Source organism: Bradyrhizobium algeriense (assembly GCF_003062295.1).
Classification (GTDB): domain Bacteria; phylum Pseudomonadota; class Alphaproteobacteria; order Rhizobiales; family Xanthobacteraceae; genus Bradyrhizobium; species Bradyrhizobium algeriense.
This window is the reverse complement of the sequence record NZ_PYCN01000002.1, coordinates 257,778-276,189: the sequence shown is the minus strand read 5'-3', so window position 1 is coordinate 276,189 and position 18,412 is coordinate 257,778. Positions and strand designations below refer to the sequence as shown.

Here is an 18,412-nt window from a genome sequence, read left to right as displayed (position 1 = left end):
CGAAGCGCGAGAGCCGTGACTGTTTTGAGTATCATCCGCGATTGTCTCGATGCCCTGCTGCATCCCTCGGCACGATATGATGCGCTGACGCGTGCGCGTCACCGTGCATTCATGGCGCCGCGGCTGCTCGGCAGTCTGGTGGCGCTTGCGGCTTTTCCGATCTATCTGGCGATGCGCGGGGCGCCCACGGCGCTCGAGGTCGCGGCCTTCGCCTGGCTGATCGCACCGATTCTGTTGTCCTGGTTCCTGTCGCGCACCGGCCGCTACGAAGGCGCGCATATCCTTTCCGCGCTCGCGCTGGCGGGCCTCGTCATGATGGTTGCCATAACCACCGGCGGTATCGAATCATTCGCCGCGGTCTGGCTCATCGTCGTTCCGCTGGAAGCCGCGCTGTCGGCCTCGCGCCGCGTGGTCGCGTTCGCTTCCGCACTGGCGCTGGCATGCGTCGCCTTGCTGATCGCGCTCGGACATTTTCACTTGCTGCCGGTGCCGGAGTCGAACGCGGCCCTGCGCGGCGTCCTGATGGGGGCGGGCGTTGCTTCCGCGACGCTCTATGCGGCAGGACTGGCCGTCAGCGCGGAATCGCTGGCGCGCACTTCCGTGGCGCTGCTCTATGTCGAGGAAGACCGCTATCGCTTGCTCGCGCGAAACATGAGCGACGTGATTTCGCGTCACAACCGCAACGGCGCCGTGGAATTCATTTCGCCGGCGGCGGAAGCCATGCTCGGCACGTCGGGTGCACGGCTTACCGGCCATGGCCTGTTCGACCGCGTCCATGTTGTCGATCGTCCGGCCTATCTCACGGCGCTGTCGGATGCCGCGCGCGGCAGCGAGCAACGCGTCGAATTCCGTCTCCGCCGCGACCCGGTTCGCGGCCAGAACATTTCCGCCGATTTCATCTGGGTCGAGATGCGTTGCCGGCCGCTCGAGCAGGTTTCGCCCGAGGCCGATGTCGTCGCCGTGATGCGCGACGTCACCGACCGCAAGGTCCAGGAGCAGGCCCTCGAACTGGCGCGCACCGCCGCAGAGCATGCGGATGCCTCCAAGACCCGATTCCTGGCCACCATGAGCCACGAATTGCGCACGCCGCTGAACGCCATCATCGGCTTCTCCGAGATGATCGTGCATGAAGAGGCGATGATGCTCGATGCCGCGCGCCGCAAGGAATACGCGCAGTTGATCAACGATTCCGGCCAGCATCTGTTGTCGGTCGTCAACGGCATCCTCGATATCTCCAAGATGGAAACCGGCAATTTCGAAATTTCGCCGGAGCCGTTCGCGCCGCGCGCGGCGCTCCTGCACTGCTGCAATTTGCTGGCGCTGAAGGCGCGGGACAACGGCGTCGATCTGATCACCCGCGCGGCGGAGGACTTGCCCGTGATGAACGGCGATCCCCGCGCGTTCAAGCAGATCGCGCTGAACCTCGTCGCCAATGCCATCAAGTTCACCGAGCGCGGCGGCAGCGTGACGGTTTCAGCCTCAGTCGAGGGATCGCGGCTGATGCTGAGCGTCACCGATACCGGGGTCGGGATCGACGCCGAGGATCTCGCACGGATCGGCGATCCGTTCTTCCAGGCCGGCAAGACCTATCAGCGCAGGCACGAAGGCACCGGCCTCGGCCTGTCGATCGTGAAGGGCCTGGTCGGATTGCATAATGGCGAGATGAACGTGCAGAGCACGGTCGGCGAGGGTACCACGGTGACTGTTGCCTTGCCGCTTGACTTTGCGCCTTCGCTGACCACTTCAGACAACATCGCGACGCTGAAGCCGGCGTTGCGACCCGAATCTCAGGATGAAGTCCATCAGGTGAAGAAACGTGCCTAGGCGTATTGACGACGATGATGACGAGATGCCGCGCCGCCGCCGCCGTCGCGGCGCGAAGGCGGCGGCGATTGAAGTGGAGGAACAGCGCGGCCTTGTGATGCGCATCCTCCTGCACAGTCCGAAAGACATGGTCGCGGGCCTGCTCGCCGCTGCCGCGATCTGCGCCATCCTCGCCAATGCGCTGTTCCTGCAGGCCGGCCGCCATCCCTCGCCGATGTTCAGCTCGGTGGTGACGCTGCCGGCGCCGCAAGCCGCCGCCGTGAGCCCGCTGCCGCGCCCGCGCCCGGTCGAACTGACCTCAAGGCCGGCCGAGATAGAGCCGCCGGAAATCAGGCCGGTCGAGGCGAGGAGCGTTGATCCCAAGCACGTCGAGATCAGGAGCGGGGATTCCAGGAGCGATTCCAAAAATCCTGACCCGGTGGTCAAGTCGACCGGTGCGCCTGCTGCTGCGCCCGCGAATGTGGCGCGTCCGCCCGCGCCGATTCCAGCCACCGCGCAAAGCGCCGGCGCACGCCGCGTGGCGGCGGTGCAGCGCGCGCTCACCCAATATGGCTACGGCCAGTTGAAGCCGACCGGGGCGGTCGGCGCGGACACGCAGGCCGCGATCACAAAGTTCGAGCGCGACCGCAAGCTCCCGGTCACCGGACAGATGTCCGATCGGCTGGTGAAGGAACTCACCGCCATGATCGGCCACCCGATCGACTAGCTTCCGCCTGATCGCTGGCCTATACGTCGCCACCATGCGATTGAAATCAAGCATCTGGGTGGCCGCTTATTTGCGCCGCTGCCAGACTGAAGGAATCTTTGGCGCTGTGCGCAAGCGCGGGGCGGAGGAGGCGGGGGCGGTGTTCGTCAAGGTGGCGCTGCTCGACGGCAACGCCATGCTGTATGCACCGGCGCCGCAGACCGTCTATGACGAGAGCCGCCCGGCCGAGCGGCTGTTCGCGCCGGCCTCGCCGCAGCCGGTGCCGGAGCAATCGGTGGAGGAACGTCTCACCAAGGAACTTCGCTTCGATCCCGACGCCTGGATCGTCGAGACCGAGGACCGGGCAGGGCGGCACTTTCTGGATCTGGCGAAGGCTTAGCCAGAGCGTTTTCGAGCGAAGTGGATACCGGTTCGCGTCAAGAAAACGCGTCAGACAAGAATCGCCGCGCGCTAACGCTTCGAGCCGTCGGTGCCGGTGCGAACAGCCGGCGCCGTTCCGGGCTGCACGGCAGGCCGTGTTTGCAATGTCGCCGCACGGGCGCGATGGCGCTCGTCGTCGTAGAGCGCGGCGCGATATTTGGCGCGGGTGACCGCCATGGTCGAGCCGCGCCACGCCGCCAGCATCACCAGCGCGGATCGTTCGCTCAAGCGGTCGTAAAGCCGCGACAAGCGATAAACATGATGCACGGATGAGCCGAACTCGGGATTGAGGAACAGCAGCACGCGCTGGAACGCGGCGCTCGGCATGTCCAGCGCGCGCGCGGCGCAGGCCAGCGGCTCGCCGCCGGGATCGTGGACCACCTGTTCGGCAATCCGCTGCGGCAGGATCAAGGCTTCGCCGATTTCGAGCGCGAAGTTTTCGGTGTCTTCGGCGAATGCGGCCATCTCCAGGATATGGAGCGCGCGCGCGGCGCGGGCTGCGGGAATTCGCGCCGAGGCTTTCAGCGGCGTGTCGGCAAGATTGTGCAGGATCAGCGCGCGTTCGCTGGCGCCCGCCGCGAAGAACATGTCGCTGATTTCGGCGGCATCGTTGGGCCGCATCGACAGGGTGGACGCCATCCGCAGCTGCGCTTCCGTCGGCGCCTTCACCACAGGCTCGCTGGCCGGAGCCGCGGCAATCGGGGCTGCGAGCGGCAAGTCCTGGCCGGGGGACGAACGCCGCAGCCCGAGCTTGTCCATGATCTCGGCCGGGGTCGCCGGATAGATCGCGAGCCGCGCCCGCACCGCGGCGCGGGTCGCGTCATCGACCTGGTCGATCAGGCGGGAGGTCAGTTCGACGAACTGCCGTTCCTCGTCGGCGGAATGGACGCTGGTCTGGACATAGAGGTCGGTCAGCACGCGCAGCAAGGTCGGCCTGATATCGACGCCCTCGCGGCGCGAGAGCGTCATCAGCCCGTCGAATCCTGGAAACAATGGAGCTGCGGTCATGTCAGGTGTGTACGCGACTTCGGTAATCCCTCGCGGCAGCCTACGCACGGCACTTTAAGAGTTGGTTAAGGAAAACAGCCCGTGAAGAAATCCACTAAAATGCCAACTTTCGGCGGGCGCCATGAGCCCGGCACCCGTAACTGTACCGCCTGCATAAATTAAGATGCCGTTAACCACGTTCTGTTCTGAATAATGGCATGTCGCTGGCCAGATCGTGTCCGTGCGGCAACCAGAGAGAACGGAACATGGGCACCATCATTGAATTTCCGGCGGATGCGGCTTCGCGACGGCCGGGCTCAACCATGGATGGCGCTCCACGCGATGGCCTGGGAACTGTGCTGATCCTTCCCGTTGTCCGCATCGAACGTGCAGCCGGCGAAACCGGCGACGGGCGCGGGCCGGAAGAGGGGACGGCGCCCGGTCGCCGTCGCCGTCGGCGCCCCTGAACGACGGAAGTTTGCAATGCCGGAGCTGTGCCTTCCGATCCGGACCACCGGGCTTCGGTCACTCCCGGCGCTCATGCTGCTCGTGGCAAGCGCTGTGCTCGGCGGCTGCAGCGGCGGCGATTTCGGCCGCACCCGCGCCGATATGCGCAACGACGACATGCATCGCTGGCTGGGCGCGGAGGCTACGGCCAGTATCGGCCTCAAGCCCTCGCACTTCCAGCTCACCGAAAACGAACGCCAGCTTCGCGATCTCGCCTATCCCCTGATCGAGCCGCCGCACTCGCGGCCCGCCTGGAAGAGCGTGTTCGGCGATTACCAGCCATTGCCCTCGCCATGGCGGCAGAAGGTGGTGTTCGACCGCACCACCTACGGACGCGCTTTGATCGATGAGCCGCACCGCTCGCACACCTCGCGCTATCAGCAGTTGATCGAGGATGTCCGCAACGACATCACGCGGTTCGAGCCGTTCTTTGCCTCCGCTGCGCGCGTCATCGAACTCGACCGCAAGCGCAGCGCAAGTCTCAAAATGGTGTCGGAATTGTCACCGCGCGAACAGGCCGATGCGATCGCCCGCATGGAAGAGAACACGCTGATCGTGCAATGGGTCCAGCAATGCCTGGAGCGGCGCATTTCTTCATATCGCTGGGCGCTGGAGCGGCTGGTGATTCAGGCACCCGACAATATTGCCGCCGATGCAGACCGCTTGATCGGTGAACTCGCCGCGCAGACGGCCAATCCGCCGGTGGCCGCCCAGCCCGTGATCGGGCGCGCCGTGACGGTGAAGGGCTAAGCTACGGCGTTACTCATAAACTGAAAAGAGCCATGTACTTGGCGACGTCGGGATTACGCTCAGAAGTGGACATCTGGGCTGGCCTTCGGCGAGTCTGTTTTGTGCCCAACAGCGGACCTTCATACCCTGCACTGCGGCGCAGCTTAACGATCTGCCCCGCTGAGTGCAGATGCTAAGTCGGTTCACCTAATTGCTTTTCGTTCTCCGCGACAATGACAGTCCGAATTCACACGGCCCCGTTTGTTCTCCGCTCTCCTCTCGCTGGCGGCACATTGGCAAGAGCGGATCGTTGTTTTCCCGTGCATTCCGCGACCATGAACCTGGCAAGAGAATCCTCGGGAAACTCCTTCAAGATGTCACGATAGGCACGCTCTGCGGCCGGAAAATCTCCGGCCTCGAACTCTTGCGAGGCGTGCCAGGTCATCGCGCTGAGCTGCTCATCCCGATCGCGAACCCTTAGCTCCGGATCGTCGCTCGTGCGAACGGCGAGCAATTCATAGATCATGAACTCGCTCTTGCGGCCCTTGACCTGAACCCGCTTGATCGGCCGAGCGAGTAAGTCGGTCTTTGCGTGATCGTAAATGCTGTCGCTGATGCAGATCGTGGTGCCAAACAGCTTGTTGATGCCTTCAAGGCGGGCGGCAACGTTCACGCCGTCCCCCAAGGCCGTGTAGCTTAGCCGGCTCGAAGAACCGACATTGCCGACAAGGACATTGGCGCAATTGAGCCCGATCCTTAGGTGGATTCGTGGTCGTCCTTCCGCCTGCCAGACATCGTTGACGCGTTCCATGCGGCGTGCCGCCCGCAATGCAGCAGTGCACGCGCGCAGAACGTGATCAGGGCGTTCAACCGGGGCATTCCAGAACGCCATGACGCCATCGCCGATGAACTTGTCGACGGTGCCGCCTTCCTCCGAGATCGCCGACGAGACTTCCTCCAGATAGGTCGAGATCTGGACCAGAAGGTCATCAGGCGCGAGCGTCTCGGAGTGGGTGGAAAAATTCTCCAGATCGGAAAAGAACACGGTGAGGAATCGCGGCTCGACGCCGAGGGTCAGCGGGATGCCCGACTTGATCAGTTGGCGGACCACATCGAGCGGAACGAAAGAGGAAAAAGATTTCAGCGATGTTCTCAGCAGCGAAGCCGCCGATTCCAGCTTCGCGATCTCCTGGATATTCGATGGTGGACTCGCGGGCGTATCAAAGTTGAGGCTTTCAATGGCCTGCAATTGCTGGGACACATTTTCGACCGGACGCGATAGCCGGCTGGCGGCGAAGTAGATGAAGAACAACTCGATCATGGTGAGCGCAATGATCACCACCATCATCAATCGATTGGTCCGCTTCAACGTCCCCACGAAATCGTCGATCGGCGTCAACGTGATCATCTGCCAGGGTTGACCGAAGCCGCCGGGGAAATTGGCGAACGCCGCGATCAAATCCTCCCCGTTGATGGGCGATTGGAACGCAAATCTGTCGGCGCCGGTGCGGGCGTGCTGGCGATGAACTTCGCGCACCACGGGGTCGTCGATGTCAGCCATTGTTGCGATCTTGAGCACGCCGTTCTCGATACGAACGCCCTTTTGCTTATCCGGAAAGGCAATGATCTTGCCGTTGTTGCGGTCGGCGATGAATGTGATGCTCCCTGCGCTGGCGCGATTCCTGTCCAGAAAGCGTGATAGAACGTCCACGGTGATGTGGGCCGATGCGCAACCGGAAAATTCAACGCCGCGAAAGATCGGAACGCGCAAGGCGATAACAGGAAAGCCTGTATCTGGATTAATTGAAGGCTCAGTTACCACGAGCGTGCGCGTCGTCTTGGCCAACTGATACCCAGGCAAGGCGCGGCGCATGTCAGTCTCGGTGGCAACATCATACTTGCCAACCTGATTGGGCCAGACGTCAAAGAATGTTCGATGACGCACGCGAAGCAAGGAATAAGTGATTGCATCGATGTAGCTGGAATGCCAGTTGGCTGTCGGGGGAATTAGGGGATCGGCGCGCCGGCGGTCCTCGTCGACACGGGTGACGACACGATGATAACCATCCTCGAAACTCACGTAGACAGCGTCGATATGCGCAGCCGACGTCAGGGCGCGATACAACAGATCTCGACTTTGCTCGGTACGGAAATAGCCGGGATCGGCGGCGGCCAGTTCGACGAGAAAGCGCAGCGGGCTTTCGGTGGTCTCGATCAGATCCTGGGTGCGTTCAACGCCGGCCCGACTGGTCTGCGCGACCGCGTCGTTCAGGATCGATACGATGCCGGCTGAATTCCTGTTGTAATTGTAGATCAGGATGAAAATGAGGACGGGAATGCTGAGGCCGATGAAGAGCAGCGACATGATCAGGCTCAGTCTTGGCCGCCCCATCCTGACAAACAGCGGAAGCGCGCCTAGCCGTGCGATTGTGACCCGCAATCTTTGGTGGTTTCGATACCCGAGAAGCGCCGCAATCGCCGATCCCACCAGGACGAGCACCAGAGGAATCAGCCAGCTCCAAACGTTGCGGTCGTTTCCATCCCAGATCAGCGCCGCGGGTAGCGTATCGTCGGTCAGCAGCCCAAGTTGCCGATAGACCGCGGCGATGCGTCGCCAGCGCGCGGGATCTTGTTCTCCGATCCGGCCGGGGTCCTGTCCGACCAATGTCGCCGTCTGCTCGACCTCAAACAGCAGGGCCTCTCGGCTCTTTTTCGCCGAGTACTTCCACAGGATCAGATCGACCGTGGCCTCCTTGTGCGCGAGGGAATAGGCCCAGCCTTTCACGCTCGCCGCCGTGAATGCTGCGACCCGGTCCGGATGGGCTTTCACTTCCGCTTCGGAGGCGCACAAACTATCGCCGTAGAAGTCAATGCCGGATGCTGCAGGCGCGAAGGTGCGGTACGGCGCGCCCAGTTGCTCAAGGACGAACGGCTCATTGGTGCTGTACGCGACCATCGCGTCAGCCCGGCCGGTCAGAAGGTCGCGTGGATCACCTTCGTGCGGAACGCGCAGCATGAGTTGATAGTCGATCCCCTCGCGCTTCAGCATCGCGGCGATCTCGTCGCTTCCCGGCGTATCCATGAGCGTACGGCCGCGCAGATCCGCCACGCTGCTGATGTCTGCCCGCCGCGGGACCAGGATGACGGCCGCGGAACGCTGGAATATAGCGGCGAGAACTACCAGGCGGCGGCCCGCTGCCCAGTCACGCACAACGCTGGCGCTGCAGACCCCGAAATCCGCCTTGCCGCCGGCAACCGCCTCAGAGACATCGATATCCGGGCCGCCCTCACGAATGGTAACGTCGAGACCCGCGTCGCGGTAGAAGCCCTGCTCAAGCGCCTGATAGTAGCCCGCAAACTGAAATTGATGCTTCCATTTCAGCTGTATCGATACGGCATCGAGCGCCATGGCAGGATGCGATGCCGCCAGCACCAGCGCAGCGACCACGATCAGCCGTTTAAGCAGGGCCAAGTTCGGCCTGATTGATGGTCGCTCTACCTTCGCTCTAACGCGGAGCGCCCGCTCACCGCACATTCTACTTGCTAGCACGCGATTGTATGGATGCTTCGATTTGGGCCTTAACCGCCTCGAGGTTGAAGCTCGCGCCCTTCTGCATCGGCGGAAACTCGATTGCTGTCTGGGCGAGCTTACCGACCTCCTTTTGCACGAACTGGAAGCGCCAGAACTCGTAAGCAAACCAGTTATAGTAAGCCAACGACCCCTTATCGCCGCTGGGCATGCCCGTGCGTTCGAAGGGATCAAGGCGGATATTGGTGAGGATCGGCCAATCAACCTTGACCGTGGCACCCAACCAACCGTTCGGTTGATCAGTGAACCGATACTTGAAGTCGTCGATGCGCACCGCACTCAGCGTCCCCTCGGTGAAATAGAAAATCTCGTGGCGGGCCGAGGGGCCTTTTCCAGTGATAAGGTCCATTTGATTGTACCCATCAAGGTGGACTTTGTAGGTCTTATCGCCGAGCTGCTTTCCTTTCTTCAATTCGTCGGCAATGTTTGCGTTGCCTGCGGCGGCAACAAGTGTCGGGAACCAATCAAGCCCGGACACAATGCCATTCTCGACTTTTCCCGCGGGCACCCGGCCCGGCCAGCGGATCATACAGGGCACTCGGAAGCCGCCTTCCATCGCGGTTCCCTTGCCGCCCGCGAACGGCGTCTGGCCACCATCAGGCCAAGTGAAGTTTTCTGCGCCGTTGTCGGTTGTGAACGCCACGATCGTGTTGTTATCGAAGCCCTCATCCTTAAGCTTCTTCATCACTGACCCGACGATATCGTCGAGTTGCGCGAACCCACCTTCGGAAATTGACCAGCCGTTATCCGAGTTGCGCATGTTCTGGTATTTTTCCGAGAGGTGGGTGACGACGTGCATGCGCGTGGGGTTAAGCCAGACGAAAAATGGCTTGTTTTCCCGCTTGGCCTTATCGATGAAGGCAAACGTGTTTTGCAGGATTTCGTCGTCTACCGTCTCCATCCGTTTCGGATAAAGCGGCCCGGCGTCCTCGATCTTCTGCTTGCCGATCTTACCCCAGCGCGGCTGCACGGTCGGATCGTCAACGTTGGTTGCCCAGGAATGAACCATGTTGCGGGGACCGACGGTGGCCAACAGCTTTTGCGGGTAGTTGCGGTGGGCCGGATCTTCCATAGCATCAAGGTGATAGAGGTAGCCGTAGAACTCGTCGAAGCCGTGCATTGTCGGCAGGAATTCGTTGAGGTCGCCTAAGTGGTTCTTGCCGAACTGTCCCGTGGCATATCCCATGGATTTAAGCACCGTCGCAATGGTCGGCGCTTGCGCCGGCATCCCGATCGGAGAGCCGGCTTGGCCCACCGTCGTAAGTCCGGTTCGGATCGGTAGTTCGCCGGTGATGAAGTTGGCGCGGCCCGCCGTGCAGCTCGCCTCGGCATAGTAGTCAGTGAAACGCATACCTTCTGCGGCAAGCTTATCGAGGTTCGGCGTCTGGCTGGCCATGATGCCCTGATGGTAGGCTCCGATGTTGAACCAACCGATGTCGTCGCCCATGATGAAGACGATATTTGGCCGCTGCCCTGCCGGCGGGGACACCGGGGCCGGTGTTGGTTGCTGCGCTTGCGCGGGGCCTGTCAGTCCGACGGCCGAGAGTGCCGAAGCTGCGACGAGTGAACTACCGCTCAACAATAGATCGCGGCGTTTCAATCCTCCGCCGATTGGTCCCGTGCTCTTCTCAGGCTTTTCCGGAATCTTATCGTTACCCATGACGTGATCCTCCCCCTGGTACTGAAGCCGACAAGGCTCGCTGATTAGGCGAACAGAAACGGCGCGGCACACTTCCGGGTTGATCTAGATCAAAGAATGTCCGGGTCGGGTCAAAAGGCGAAATTTCGGAGTGACCTCAAAAGCAGACATCTCTCGTCTTGTGAGTACACGCCCTAGCGCGCGGTCTTGCTCGCCGATTTGGCGCGGGCTGCTTTGGGCCGTTGCCGCTGCAGTTTTGCGATAAAATTCTGCAAGGCCTCAGACGGCGGCCGTGCCGCGCTGTAGGCGAGCCCCACCTCGCGTTTCACATCGACGTCGATCTCGCGCACGGCGACATCGGAATTGGCGCGCGCCACGCCTTCGGGAACGATGGCAATCCCGACACCGGCGGCAACCAGCGCCATCGCCCAGTCTTCGGATTCGGCAATCGCCGCGGGCTGGCGTGACGGCGGTGCGGCGCGGCCGAAGAATTCGCTCTGCTCGCAATGACAGCGATCGATCATGGCGACGCCGGCGAGGTCCGCGGTGCGCAGCCGCTCCTTCAGCGTCAGCGGATGCGAGGGCGGCAGGGCCGCGACGTAGCGCTCGACCCAGAGCGGAACGAAATGCTCGTCGGCGCGCAGCAGATTTTTGGAGACGATCCGCGCGTCCGAAGGCTCATCGGCGCCGACGAGGCGGAGCGCGATGTCGGAAGTCCCGGTCAGCGGCTTCAGAAGCGCGATGGTTCGCGGCCGGTCGAGCGTGCGCATCAGGCCGAGCGTCAGCGCGTTCCGCGTCGCAGGTTTTCGAAACAGGTTTTTCGCGGCGTCGGCCTCGTCGATGATGCGGCGGGCCACGGCGTGGAATTGTTCGGCCGCTTCCGTCGGCGCCACGCCCTTCTTGTGCCGGATGAACAGCGCCGTGCCGAGTTCGGCTTCCAGGTTGGTGATCGCCGCAGAGATCGAGGGCTGCGAGATGAAGCAGCGTTTGGCCGCCGCCGTCAGGTTGCGCTCCCTGAACACGGCCGCGAAATAGCGGAGTTCGCGAATATCCATAGGCTGCTTCTATTGATAATATCAGATATTGATATTTTACCTATGGTGTGCCGAATGGCAAGCAGGGCGCCTGACCTCGAAGGAGACCTTGTCATGCGCGTCCACCATCTCAACACCGGCACCATGTGCCCGATCGGCCGGCGCCTGGTGAACGGCACCGGCAGCATTTTTCAGCGCGCGCGCATGGTGTGTCATTGCCTGCTGATCGAGACCAATGACGGGCTGGCGCTGGTCGATACCGGCATCGGCCTGGACGACATCGCCAACCCGCCGCGGCTTGGGCCCAAATGGGTCCGGCAGACGACGCCGCGGCTCGATCCGGCCGAGACCGCCGTGCGGCAGGTCGAGACGCTCGGCTATTCCAAAAGCGACGTGCGGCACCTGTTGCTGACGCATCTCGACCGCGATCATGCCGGCGGCATTCCGGATTTTCCGAATGCAAAAGTGCACGTCCATCGCCGCGAATACGACATGGCGGTAACGCGCCGGACGCCGGCACCGAAGGGCCGCTACATCACCGCGCAATGGCAGCATGGTCCGCAATGGGCGTTCTACGGAGAAGGCGGCGAGGACTGGTTCGGCTTCAAGGGCGTGCGCGCGCTAGGCGATCGCGAGCCCGATGTCCTGATGATCCCGCTGCCGGGCCATACATCAGGCCATTGCGGCATCGCCGTGCGGAGCGGGGACAAATGGCTGCTGCACGCCGGCGATGCCTATTTCTTCCACGGCCAGATGCAGGCGTCGCCGCGGATGCCGCTGGTGCTCGGCCTGTTTCAGCGCCGCGGCGACATGGATCGCGCCATGCGTATCGAAAACCAGGAACGGCTACGGACGCTCAGGGCAAACTACGGTGATCAGGTGACCATCTTCAATAGCCACGATCCCGTGGACTACGAGAATTGCCGCTGCGGCCAGCACCTGGAAGTGCCGGCTCACGCTACGTGAGTGCTGCGAGCCGGGCCTATTCTACTTTGCATGGGGTTGTTTTCGCGATTTTGTGTCTGGGCTCTGCGGTGTATCGCTCGATGCCGTGATCAGCGCTTGGACCGTGGCGCCGGCGCAGGGGGTGGGGGAGGCGCCGCCGGTTCGGGCTGCTTGGCCGGCACAGGTTCGGTCTGCACCGTGCAACGCGATGCCGCCAGCGAAGCCTGCGCCTGCGGCATCAAGCCGGGCTCCGGCGCCAAGGCCTTCAGCACGATCAGGCCGGTCGCGGTGGGGGAGTCGATGATCAGCCGGTCGGCGGCGGTGATTTCCTCATCCTCCGGCAACTCGGAATGCTGCTCTTCCGTCATCAGGTCGAGTTCGATCACCTTGCGGCCGGCCGAGCGGTCGTTGATGGCGTAGTAGGCGACCTCGTTGCGCGTGTAGAACGACACCGAGGTATAGGCCTGGCTGACCGGCACCGTCAGCTTGATCGGTCCGCCGGTAAGGTCATAGCGGCAGATCGCGACCGCAAAGGCCGGGTCCATGAACGGCATCGGCGCGTTGTTGGGCTCGGCGAGCGGCAGCGCCGTGACGGCGTTCTCTTTGGTCATCGGCGTCAACCGCGAATAGGCGTCCTGGGTGGCAATGCGCGGCAGCGCCAGCACGCTGACGAGATGCACCACGCCGCCCAGCAGCACGCCCGCGATGATGGTGAATACCAACCGGATCATGGGCAGCCTACCGTCGTGATGGAAGGCATCGGCGCGTCGCGCTGCGTCCGCGTCGCCACGCCAACCGGCGTATCGTAGAGCCGCAGCATCAGCGCGTAGCGCTCGATGCCGCCGGTCGGCAGCCAGTTTCCGGCCCGCGACCGCGCCGCCACGCGGATCTCGAACGCGCCGTCGGAGCCGCGGACGATCTCCTGGCTCGTGAAGCCGTAGCGCTGCAGCGAATTGGCGACCAGATGCCCCTTGCGGTCGAACAGCGTCAGCGTCCAGAACCGGGCCGCCGGCGTCACCCCGCTGACAACCACGTCGCAGCGCCCGTCGAGCGGCTTGTTCTTGTCGTCCGACGTGGCCGAGAAGGCGATGCCGTCACCGGTGCCGATCGGCAGTTCGCCGCTGCGGGCAATCGAGGCGCGCGAATAGGGATCGACCTCGGCGGTGCCGCTCTTGGGCCGCGCGGTCCAGGCGCCGATCGTGAGCGTGCCGAGATCGGTGCCGCGCGTCGCCGTCATATAGGTCGAGCCGAGACCGACGGCCGTGGCAAGCGCCAACGCCAGCAAGATGATGAAGATCAGCCGCACGGGCCAGTGCTCCGAAGTCTCACGGCATCAGATTCCGGTTGAACCGGCTTCATCCGAAACCTGAAGCGTTTCTTTTGGTGTGAGCATGTCGGCGCAGACGCCTCGCATCTCTTCCGAGGAAAGCCGGTTAACATTCTGCCGGATCATGCCTTTTAATTCTTCCGCTGCGCCGGTGCAGGCTGGTCGCCAGCGGCTGCGATATAATTCTCGGGGAAGGCCAGCGCGCCTGATGTGACCGGCTTGGCGGGCTGCTTCTGATCGTTGGACGAGGTCTTGCCCGCGGTCTTGCCGGCCTCGTCGAGCAGCTTTTCGACGCGCACCAGAATATCCGCGCCGCGCTTGGTCAATACCGGCGGCGGTCCCGGCTTGGTCTCCAGCACCCGTGCCGCGCTGTTGGCCGCGACGTTGGCAGGCTGGGCGGGCTGCGGCAGTTTCGTGCCCATGCCGATGCCGGGGATTTCCTTCACCTCGACGCCCTGATGGGCGACGAGCATGATGTCGTGCCAGGTTTGCGCGGGCAGCGAACCGCCGGTCATGCGGTTGGTCGGCGAGTAGTCGTCATTGCCGTACCAGACCGCGCAGGTGAAGTTGCCGGTGTAGCCGACGAACCAGGCGTCGCGGTAGGCGTTGGTGGTGCCGGTCTTGCCCGCGGTCGGAATGCCGTCGAGCGCGGCGCGGCGGGCGGTGCCCTCGCTGACGACGTGGCTCATCATCCACGCCATGTCGGCGGCGACGGAGGCGGGAATGGCTTGCACCGGCTTCTTGCCGTCGCGGTCGAAGCGCCAGACCAGATCGCCGGCGCCGGTGCGCACTTCCAGCACCGCGTGAGGCTTTACGGATTTGCCCTTGTTCGGGAACGTCGCATAGGCGACCGCGTGCTCAAGCACAGTGACTTCGTCGGAGCCGATCGGCATCGACGGCGTATCCGGCAGGGGGGCTGTGAGGCCGAACTTCCGCGCCACCTCGGTGATCTTGACGCGGCCGGCCTTGGCGGGGTTCGGCGACTTGCCGCCGAGCGCAATCGACAGCTTTACCGGCACGACGTTGATCGAGCGGGTGATCGCCTGGGTCAGCGTCACCGAGCCGGAATAGGAGTGGCCATAGTTCTGCGGGCACCAGTTGCCGATGCAGACCGGACCGTCGACCACGATCGATGACGGCTTGTAACCGTTCAGGAGCGCTGTGGTGTAGACATAGGGTTTGAACGAGGAGCCCGGCTGCCGGTAGGCGTCGGTCGAACGGTTGAACTGGCTGGCGCCGTAGTCGCGGCCGCCCACCATGGCGCGGACGCCGCCATCGAGATCGGCGACCACGGTGGCGGCTTGCGTCGCATGATAGTCGCGGCCGAACTGGCGGAGCTGGTTTTCGACCGCGTCCTCGGCGGCGCGCTGCACGTTCATGTCGATCGCGGTGCGGACCACGAAGACGCGCTCGACATAGGATTTCGGGAAGGTGTCGACCAGCTTGCGCATCTCTTCGAAGGCGTAGTCGAGGTAATAGTTCGGTGAATTTTCGTCGCGGCGGTCGACGGCCATCGCCGGATTGCGCCGCGCACCGAACACCTGCCCTTCGGTCATGAAGCCGGCATCGACGAGGTTGTCGAGCACGATGTTGGCGCGGGCGCGGGCGGCGGGCAGGTTGATGTGCGGGGCGTATTTGGTCGGCGCCTTGAACAGGCCGGCCAGCATGGCGGATTCCGCGAGATTGACGTCGCGCGCCGACTTGTTGAAGTAGAAATGCGCCGCGCCGTCGACGCCGAACGTGCCGCCGCCCATATAGGCGCGGTCCAGATAGAGCTTGAGGATCTCGTTCTTGGTCAGCCGCGTCTCCAGCCAGACCGCCAGAAACGCCTCCTTCACCTTGCGCTCGATGGTGCGCTCGTTACTCAGGAACAGGTTCTTCGCCAATTGCTGCGTGATCGAGGAGCCGCCCTGGCGCACGCCGCCGGCCTGCGCGTTGGTGACGAGGGCGCGCGCAGTGCCGGGGAAGTCGATGCCGAAATGGTCGTAGAAGCGGCGGTCTTCGGTGGCGAGCGTCGCCTTGATCAAATTGTCCGGGAAGTCTTCCAGCGGGATCGAGTCATTGTGCTTGATGCCGCGGCTGCCGATCGGATTGCCGTAGCGGTCGAGGAACGATACTGCGAGATCGGATTTCTTCAGCCAGTCGTCATCGGCGGTTTCGCGAAACGCGGGGATCGCGAGCGCCAGCATCAGGATCAGGCCGCCGAGGCCGATCGTGGCGGCTTCCGAAAACGGTTCGATGAAGACCCAGCGCTTCCAGCGGCCGACATAGAAGCGGTCCATGAAGGTGGAGTAGCGCTCGTACAACTCGCGCAGGCCCTTGCCCGACGAGAACAGCGTCGAATCGATGCGCGCATCCAGATCCAGAAGGAAGTTCCGGATCTTCTGATTCCACTGCGGAGGTAGGATCTGGCGCACCGGGACCCTTGATCGTTCGAAACGCTCGGGCGCCCGGTCGGGCGCTATCGAGACGTCATGCTTTGTTGTTGCGGCAAACCCAAGGCGCTTTTAGGACGCTTGGGGACTCGCAATTGTTCTATCCGAGCGGGGGCTATAAACCAATGCTCTCGCTCACCATTTTGGTGGTCAGCCCTAACGCGTTCCCACCCTTTTTTGTGCCCGTAGTCAGCCGGCTTGCGCCCCTGTCACCGGACCTCCTAGAAGGGTTGCAACCGAACTCGAGCCGTAGACCAACCGACTTCATGACCGCACCGCCCAAGCGAGCTTCCAGCCAGGAGGGATTCTTCTGGAAAACCAAGACGTTGGAGGAAATGTCCAGCGCCGAATGGGAAAGCCTGTGCGATGGCTGCGCGCGCTGCTGCCTGGAAAAGCTCGAGGACGAGGATACCGGGAAAATCTACTTCACCCATGTTTCGTGCAAGCTGCTGGATTCCGGCCTATGCGCCTGCAAGGACTACCATAACCGTTCCGACAAGGTTCCGGATTGTGTCCGCCTGACGCCCGAGAACGTCCGCACCCTGAACTGGCTGCCGCCGAGCTGCGGCTACAAACTGGTCGCGGAGGGACGCGATCTCTATTGGTGGCACCCGCTGATTTCGGGGGACCCCAACACCGTGCATGAAGCCGGGGTTTCGGTGCGCGGCAGGGTGCTGGGCACCGAGGACGAGATTCCGGACGAAGACCTCGAAGACCATATTGTGCAATGGCCGGCGCTGTTGCCGAACCGGGCGCGGCTGAAGAAGCGGCCCAAAGCTTGAGTGTGGCCGCCGTGAACGGCAGGCGCTGACGTGGTGCGCCGGACCCTCCGCGGATGACGGACAATTTCGGACGTGCTCGCGCAGGCCGGCTGACCCCGCCTTGATTTGACTTGGCCCGGACGCTACCTTGGCTTGTATTTTTGACAGACTGATTTTCAAGGATGAATTTTGAGGGGGAGCCGACATGCCGCGTGCTCACGCCAGGAAGACCCGGAACCCGGCCGACAAGAAGACAGCCAAAAAGAAATCTGCCGTTCCTGTCACGAAATCTGCCATGCGCTTGTGTGCGCTGGCGCCGCGTACGGTTCGCCCCCTCAGCGCCACCGTAATGGCCGATCCGATCCGCGCGCGTTCGATCATGGTCTCGCAATCGAAGTGGATGAACGGAACGGTACTGCATTATTGCTTCTTCACGTCGGGGCATTTCGCCGTTCCGAAACGGCAGGCGGCCGCGATCCGCAACGCCTTCGCCCGATGGAAGCGCGTTGGAATCGGGCTGCAGTTCAAGGAGGTGAAGGAACTCAGGGAAGCCGAGGTGCGGATCGGCTATTCGGTAAAGGACGGCGGCTCCTATTCGAGTGTCGGCCGTGAAGTGCTGAACGATCCGCTGACCCAGCCGACGACGGTCTATGGCTGGAGCCTCACCACGAAGGAAGGCCGCTCGACCGCGCTGCACGAGATCGGCCATGTGCTCGGCATGGAGCATGAGCACCAGAATCCATTTGCCGGAATCAAATGGCACGAGGAGGCGGTCTACAAGAATCTCGAAGCGCCGCCCAACGAGTGGACTCGCAAGGAGACGTTTGACAACATTCTGCAGAAACTCTCGCTGGAGCAGGTACAGGGATCGAAATGGGATCCGAAGTCGATCATGGAATATGAATTCGACCCGGGCCTCATCGCCGAGCCCAAGCGGTATGAGACCGAAGGTCTGTTTCCGCCGGGAACGCTGTCGGCGGCCGACAAGAAATGGGTCCGCAAATGGTATCCACCGCTGAAAAAGTCACCGGACAGGCTGCACGCGTCAAAGCCCGTGGTCGTCTCGCTCGACGCCGGCAAGCAGATCGACTTCGTCATCGAACCGGCGTCGTCCAGGAAGTACACGATCGAGACCAAGGGGGCGTCGGACACGACGCTTGTCCTGTACGAAGTCATCGACGGTATGCCGCGCTATGTCTCGGGCGACGACGATAGCGGCGAAGAGCGAAACGCTGCGATCAGCCACAAGCTCTTCAGAGGCCGTCAGTATGTCGTGCGACTTCGTCTGGTGCACCCCGGTCCCACCGGCGAAGTATCGCTGGTGTACTCCTAGAGGGTCCAGTTTCCTACGGGGACCGTATCGTCCCGTACGATCACGGGATTGCGATGGTGCCTTCGCGGGATGCTCCCATGCGCGCAAACGTCTGCCGCAAGGGAAATTTACCCTCTAAGATGCGTGCGATACGGTGATTCCATCTCGGCGGTTTTGGCCGCGCAGAACAATATTAC

Annotated in this window: 15 protein-coding genes; 8 read left to right on the top strand and 7 right to left on the bottom strand. The window is 62.7% G+C overall.

Features of this window, described 5'->3' with window-relative positions; translation table 11 throughout:
* The first annotated feature begins 15 nt into the window (after window positions 1-15).
* The 3 genes from C7G61_RS05490 to C7G61_RS05480 are packed head-to-tail and all read left to right on the top strand — an operon-like array spanning window position 16 to window position 2,909.
* Complete coding sequence (locus tag C7G61_RS05490; RefSeq protein ID WP_108513075.1) at window positions 16-1,824, top strand: sensor histidine kinase; 1,809 nt, start codon at window positions 16-18, stop codon at window positions 1,822-1,824.
* The gene (locus C7G61_RS05485) at window positions 1,817-2,530 is read left to right on the top strand and encodes a peptidoglycan-binding domain-containing protein (RefSeq protein ID WP_244608134.1); all 714 of its coding nucleotides are present in this window, start codon (window positions 1,817-1,819) and stop codon (window positions 2,528-2,530) included. The genes C7G61_RS05490 and C7G61_RS05485 overlap by 8 nt, the downstream gene beginning before the upstream one ends.
* Window positions 2,531-2,564: 34 nt before the next feature.
* Window positions 2,565-2,909 (top strand): DUF1491 family protein, encoded by a 345-nt coding sequence (locus C7G61_RS05480; protein ID WP_108513073.1) that lies wholly within the window; start codon window positions 2,565-2,567, stop codon window positions 2,907-2,909.
* Window positions 2,910-2,980: 71 nt separating this feature from the next.
* On the opposite strand, the gene C7G61_RS05475 is transcribed toward C7G61_RS05480, so the two are convergent.
* Window positions 2,981-3,919 carry a DUF2336 domain-containing protein gene (locus tag C7G61_RS05475; protein ID WP_420836738.1) on the bottom strand — a complete coding sequence of 313 codons (939 nt, stop codon included), beginning with the start codon at window positions 3,917-3,919 and terminating at the stop codon, window positions 2,981-2,983.
* Window positions 3,920-4,203: 284 nt separating this feature from the next.
* Here C7G61_RS05475 and C7G61_RS45850 point away from each other — a divergent pair, with 284 nt between their 5' ends.
* Both C7G61_RS45850 and C7G61_RS05465 read left to right on the top strand, forming a co-directional pair.
* A complete protein-coding gene (locus C7G61_RS45850; protein WP_108513071.1) occupies window positions 4,204-4,404 on the top strand; it encodes a hypothetical protein in 201 nt (66 codons plus the stop codon).
* Between the two features lie 16 nt (window positions 4,405-4,420).
* Window positions 4,421-5,194, top strand: coding sequence for a hypothetical protein (locus C7G61_RS05465; RefSeq protein ID WP_108513070.1), 774 nt, complete (start codon window positions 4,421-4,423; stop codon window positions 5,192-5,194).
* 226 nt (window positions 5,195-5,420) lie between these two features.
* Here C7G61_RS05465 and C7G61_RS05460 read toward each other — a convergent pair whose 3' ends face one another.
* The 3 genes from C7G61_RS05460 to C7G61_RS05450 all read right to left on the bottom strand — a co-directional run bounded on the left by C7G61_RS05460 (window position 5,421) and on the right by C7G61_RS05450 (window position 11,456).
* Window positions 5,421-8,582 (bottom strand): ABC transporter substrate-binding protein, encoded by a 3,162-nt coding sequence (locus C7G61_RS05460; RefSeq protein WP_244608175.1) that lies wholly within the window; start codon window positions 8,580-8,582, stop codon window positions 5,421-5,423.
* 127 nt (window positions 8,583-8,709) lie between these two features.
* Entirely contained in the window at window positions 8,710-10,422 is a 1,713-nt protein-coding gene (locus C7G61_RS45845; RefSeq protein ID WP_108513068.1) for an arylsulfatase, read from the bottom strand.
* 173 nt (window positions 10,423-10,595) lie between these two features.
* Window positions 10,596-11,456 carry a LysR family transcriptional regulator gene (locus tag C7G61_RS05450; protein ID WP_108513067.1) on the bottom strand — a complete coding sequence of 287 codons (861 nt, stop codon included), beginning with the start codon at window positions 11,454-11,456 and terminating at the stop codon, window positions 10,596-10,598.
* Window positions 11,457-11,549: 93 nt separating this feature from the next.
* Here C7G61_RS05450 and C7G61_RS05445 point away from each other — a divergent pair, with 93 nt between their 5' ends.
* On the top strand, window positions 11,550-12,401 hold the full coding sequence (locus tag C7G61_RS05445) for an MBL fold metallo-hydrolase (RefSeq protein WP_108513066.1): 852 nt from the start codon (window positions 11,550-11,552) through the stop codon (window positions 12,399-12,401).
* An 89-nt stretch (window positions 12,402-12,490) separates the two neighbouring features.
* Here C7G61_RS05445 and C7G61_RS05440 read toward each other — a convergent pair whose 3' ends face one another.
* From C7G61_RS05440 to C7G61_RS05430, 3 genes are all read right to left on the bottom strand, one after another.
* Entirely contained in the window at window positions 12,491-13,111 is a 621-nt protein-coding gene (locus C7G61_RS05440) for a DUF1254 domain-containing protein (protein WP_108513065.1), read from the bottom strand.
* On the bottom strand, window positions 13,108-13,686 hold the full coding sequence (locus C7G61_RS05435) for a DUF1214 domain-containing protein (protein WP_108513064.1): 579 nt from the start codon (window positions 13,684-13,686) through the stop codon (window positions 13,108-13,110). Before C7G61_RS05435 ends, C7G61_RS05440 begins: the two co-directional genes overlap by 4 nt.
* Window positions 13,687-13,838: 152 nt before the next feature.
* Complete coding sequence (locus C7G61_RS05430; RefSeq protein WP_108513063.1) at window positions 13,839-16,124, bottom strand: transglycosylase domain-containing protein; 2,286 nt, start codon at window positions 16,122-16,124, stop codon at window positions 13,839-13,841.
* Window positions 16,125-16,408: 284 nt separating this feature from the next.
* On the opposite strand from C7G61_RS05430, the gene C7G61_RS05425 reads away from it, so the two are divergent.
* Complete coding sequence (locus C7G61_RS05425; protein ID WP_108513062.1) at window positions 16,409-16,924, top strand: YcgN family cysteine cluster protein; 516 nt, start codon at window positions 16,409-16,411, stop codon at window positions 16,922-16,924.
* 184 nt (window positions 16,925-17,108) lie between these two features.
* A complete protein-coding gene (locus C7G61_RS05420) occupies window positions 17,109-18,236 on the top strand; it encodes a M12 family metallopeptidase (protein ID WP_202975753.1) in 1,128 nt (375 codons plus the stop codon).
* Window positions 18,237-18,412: the final 176 nt, after the last annotated feature.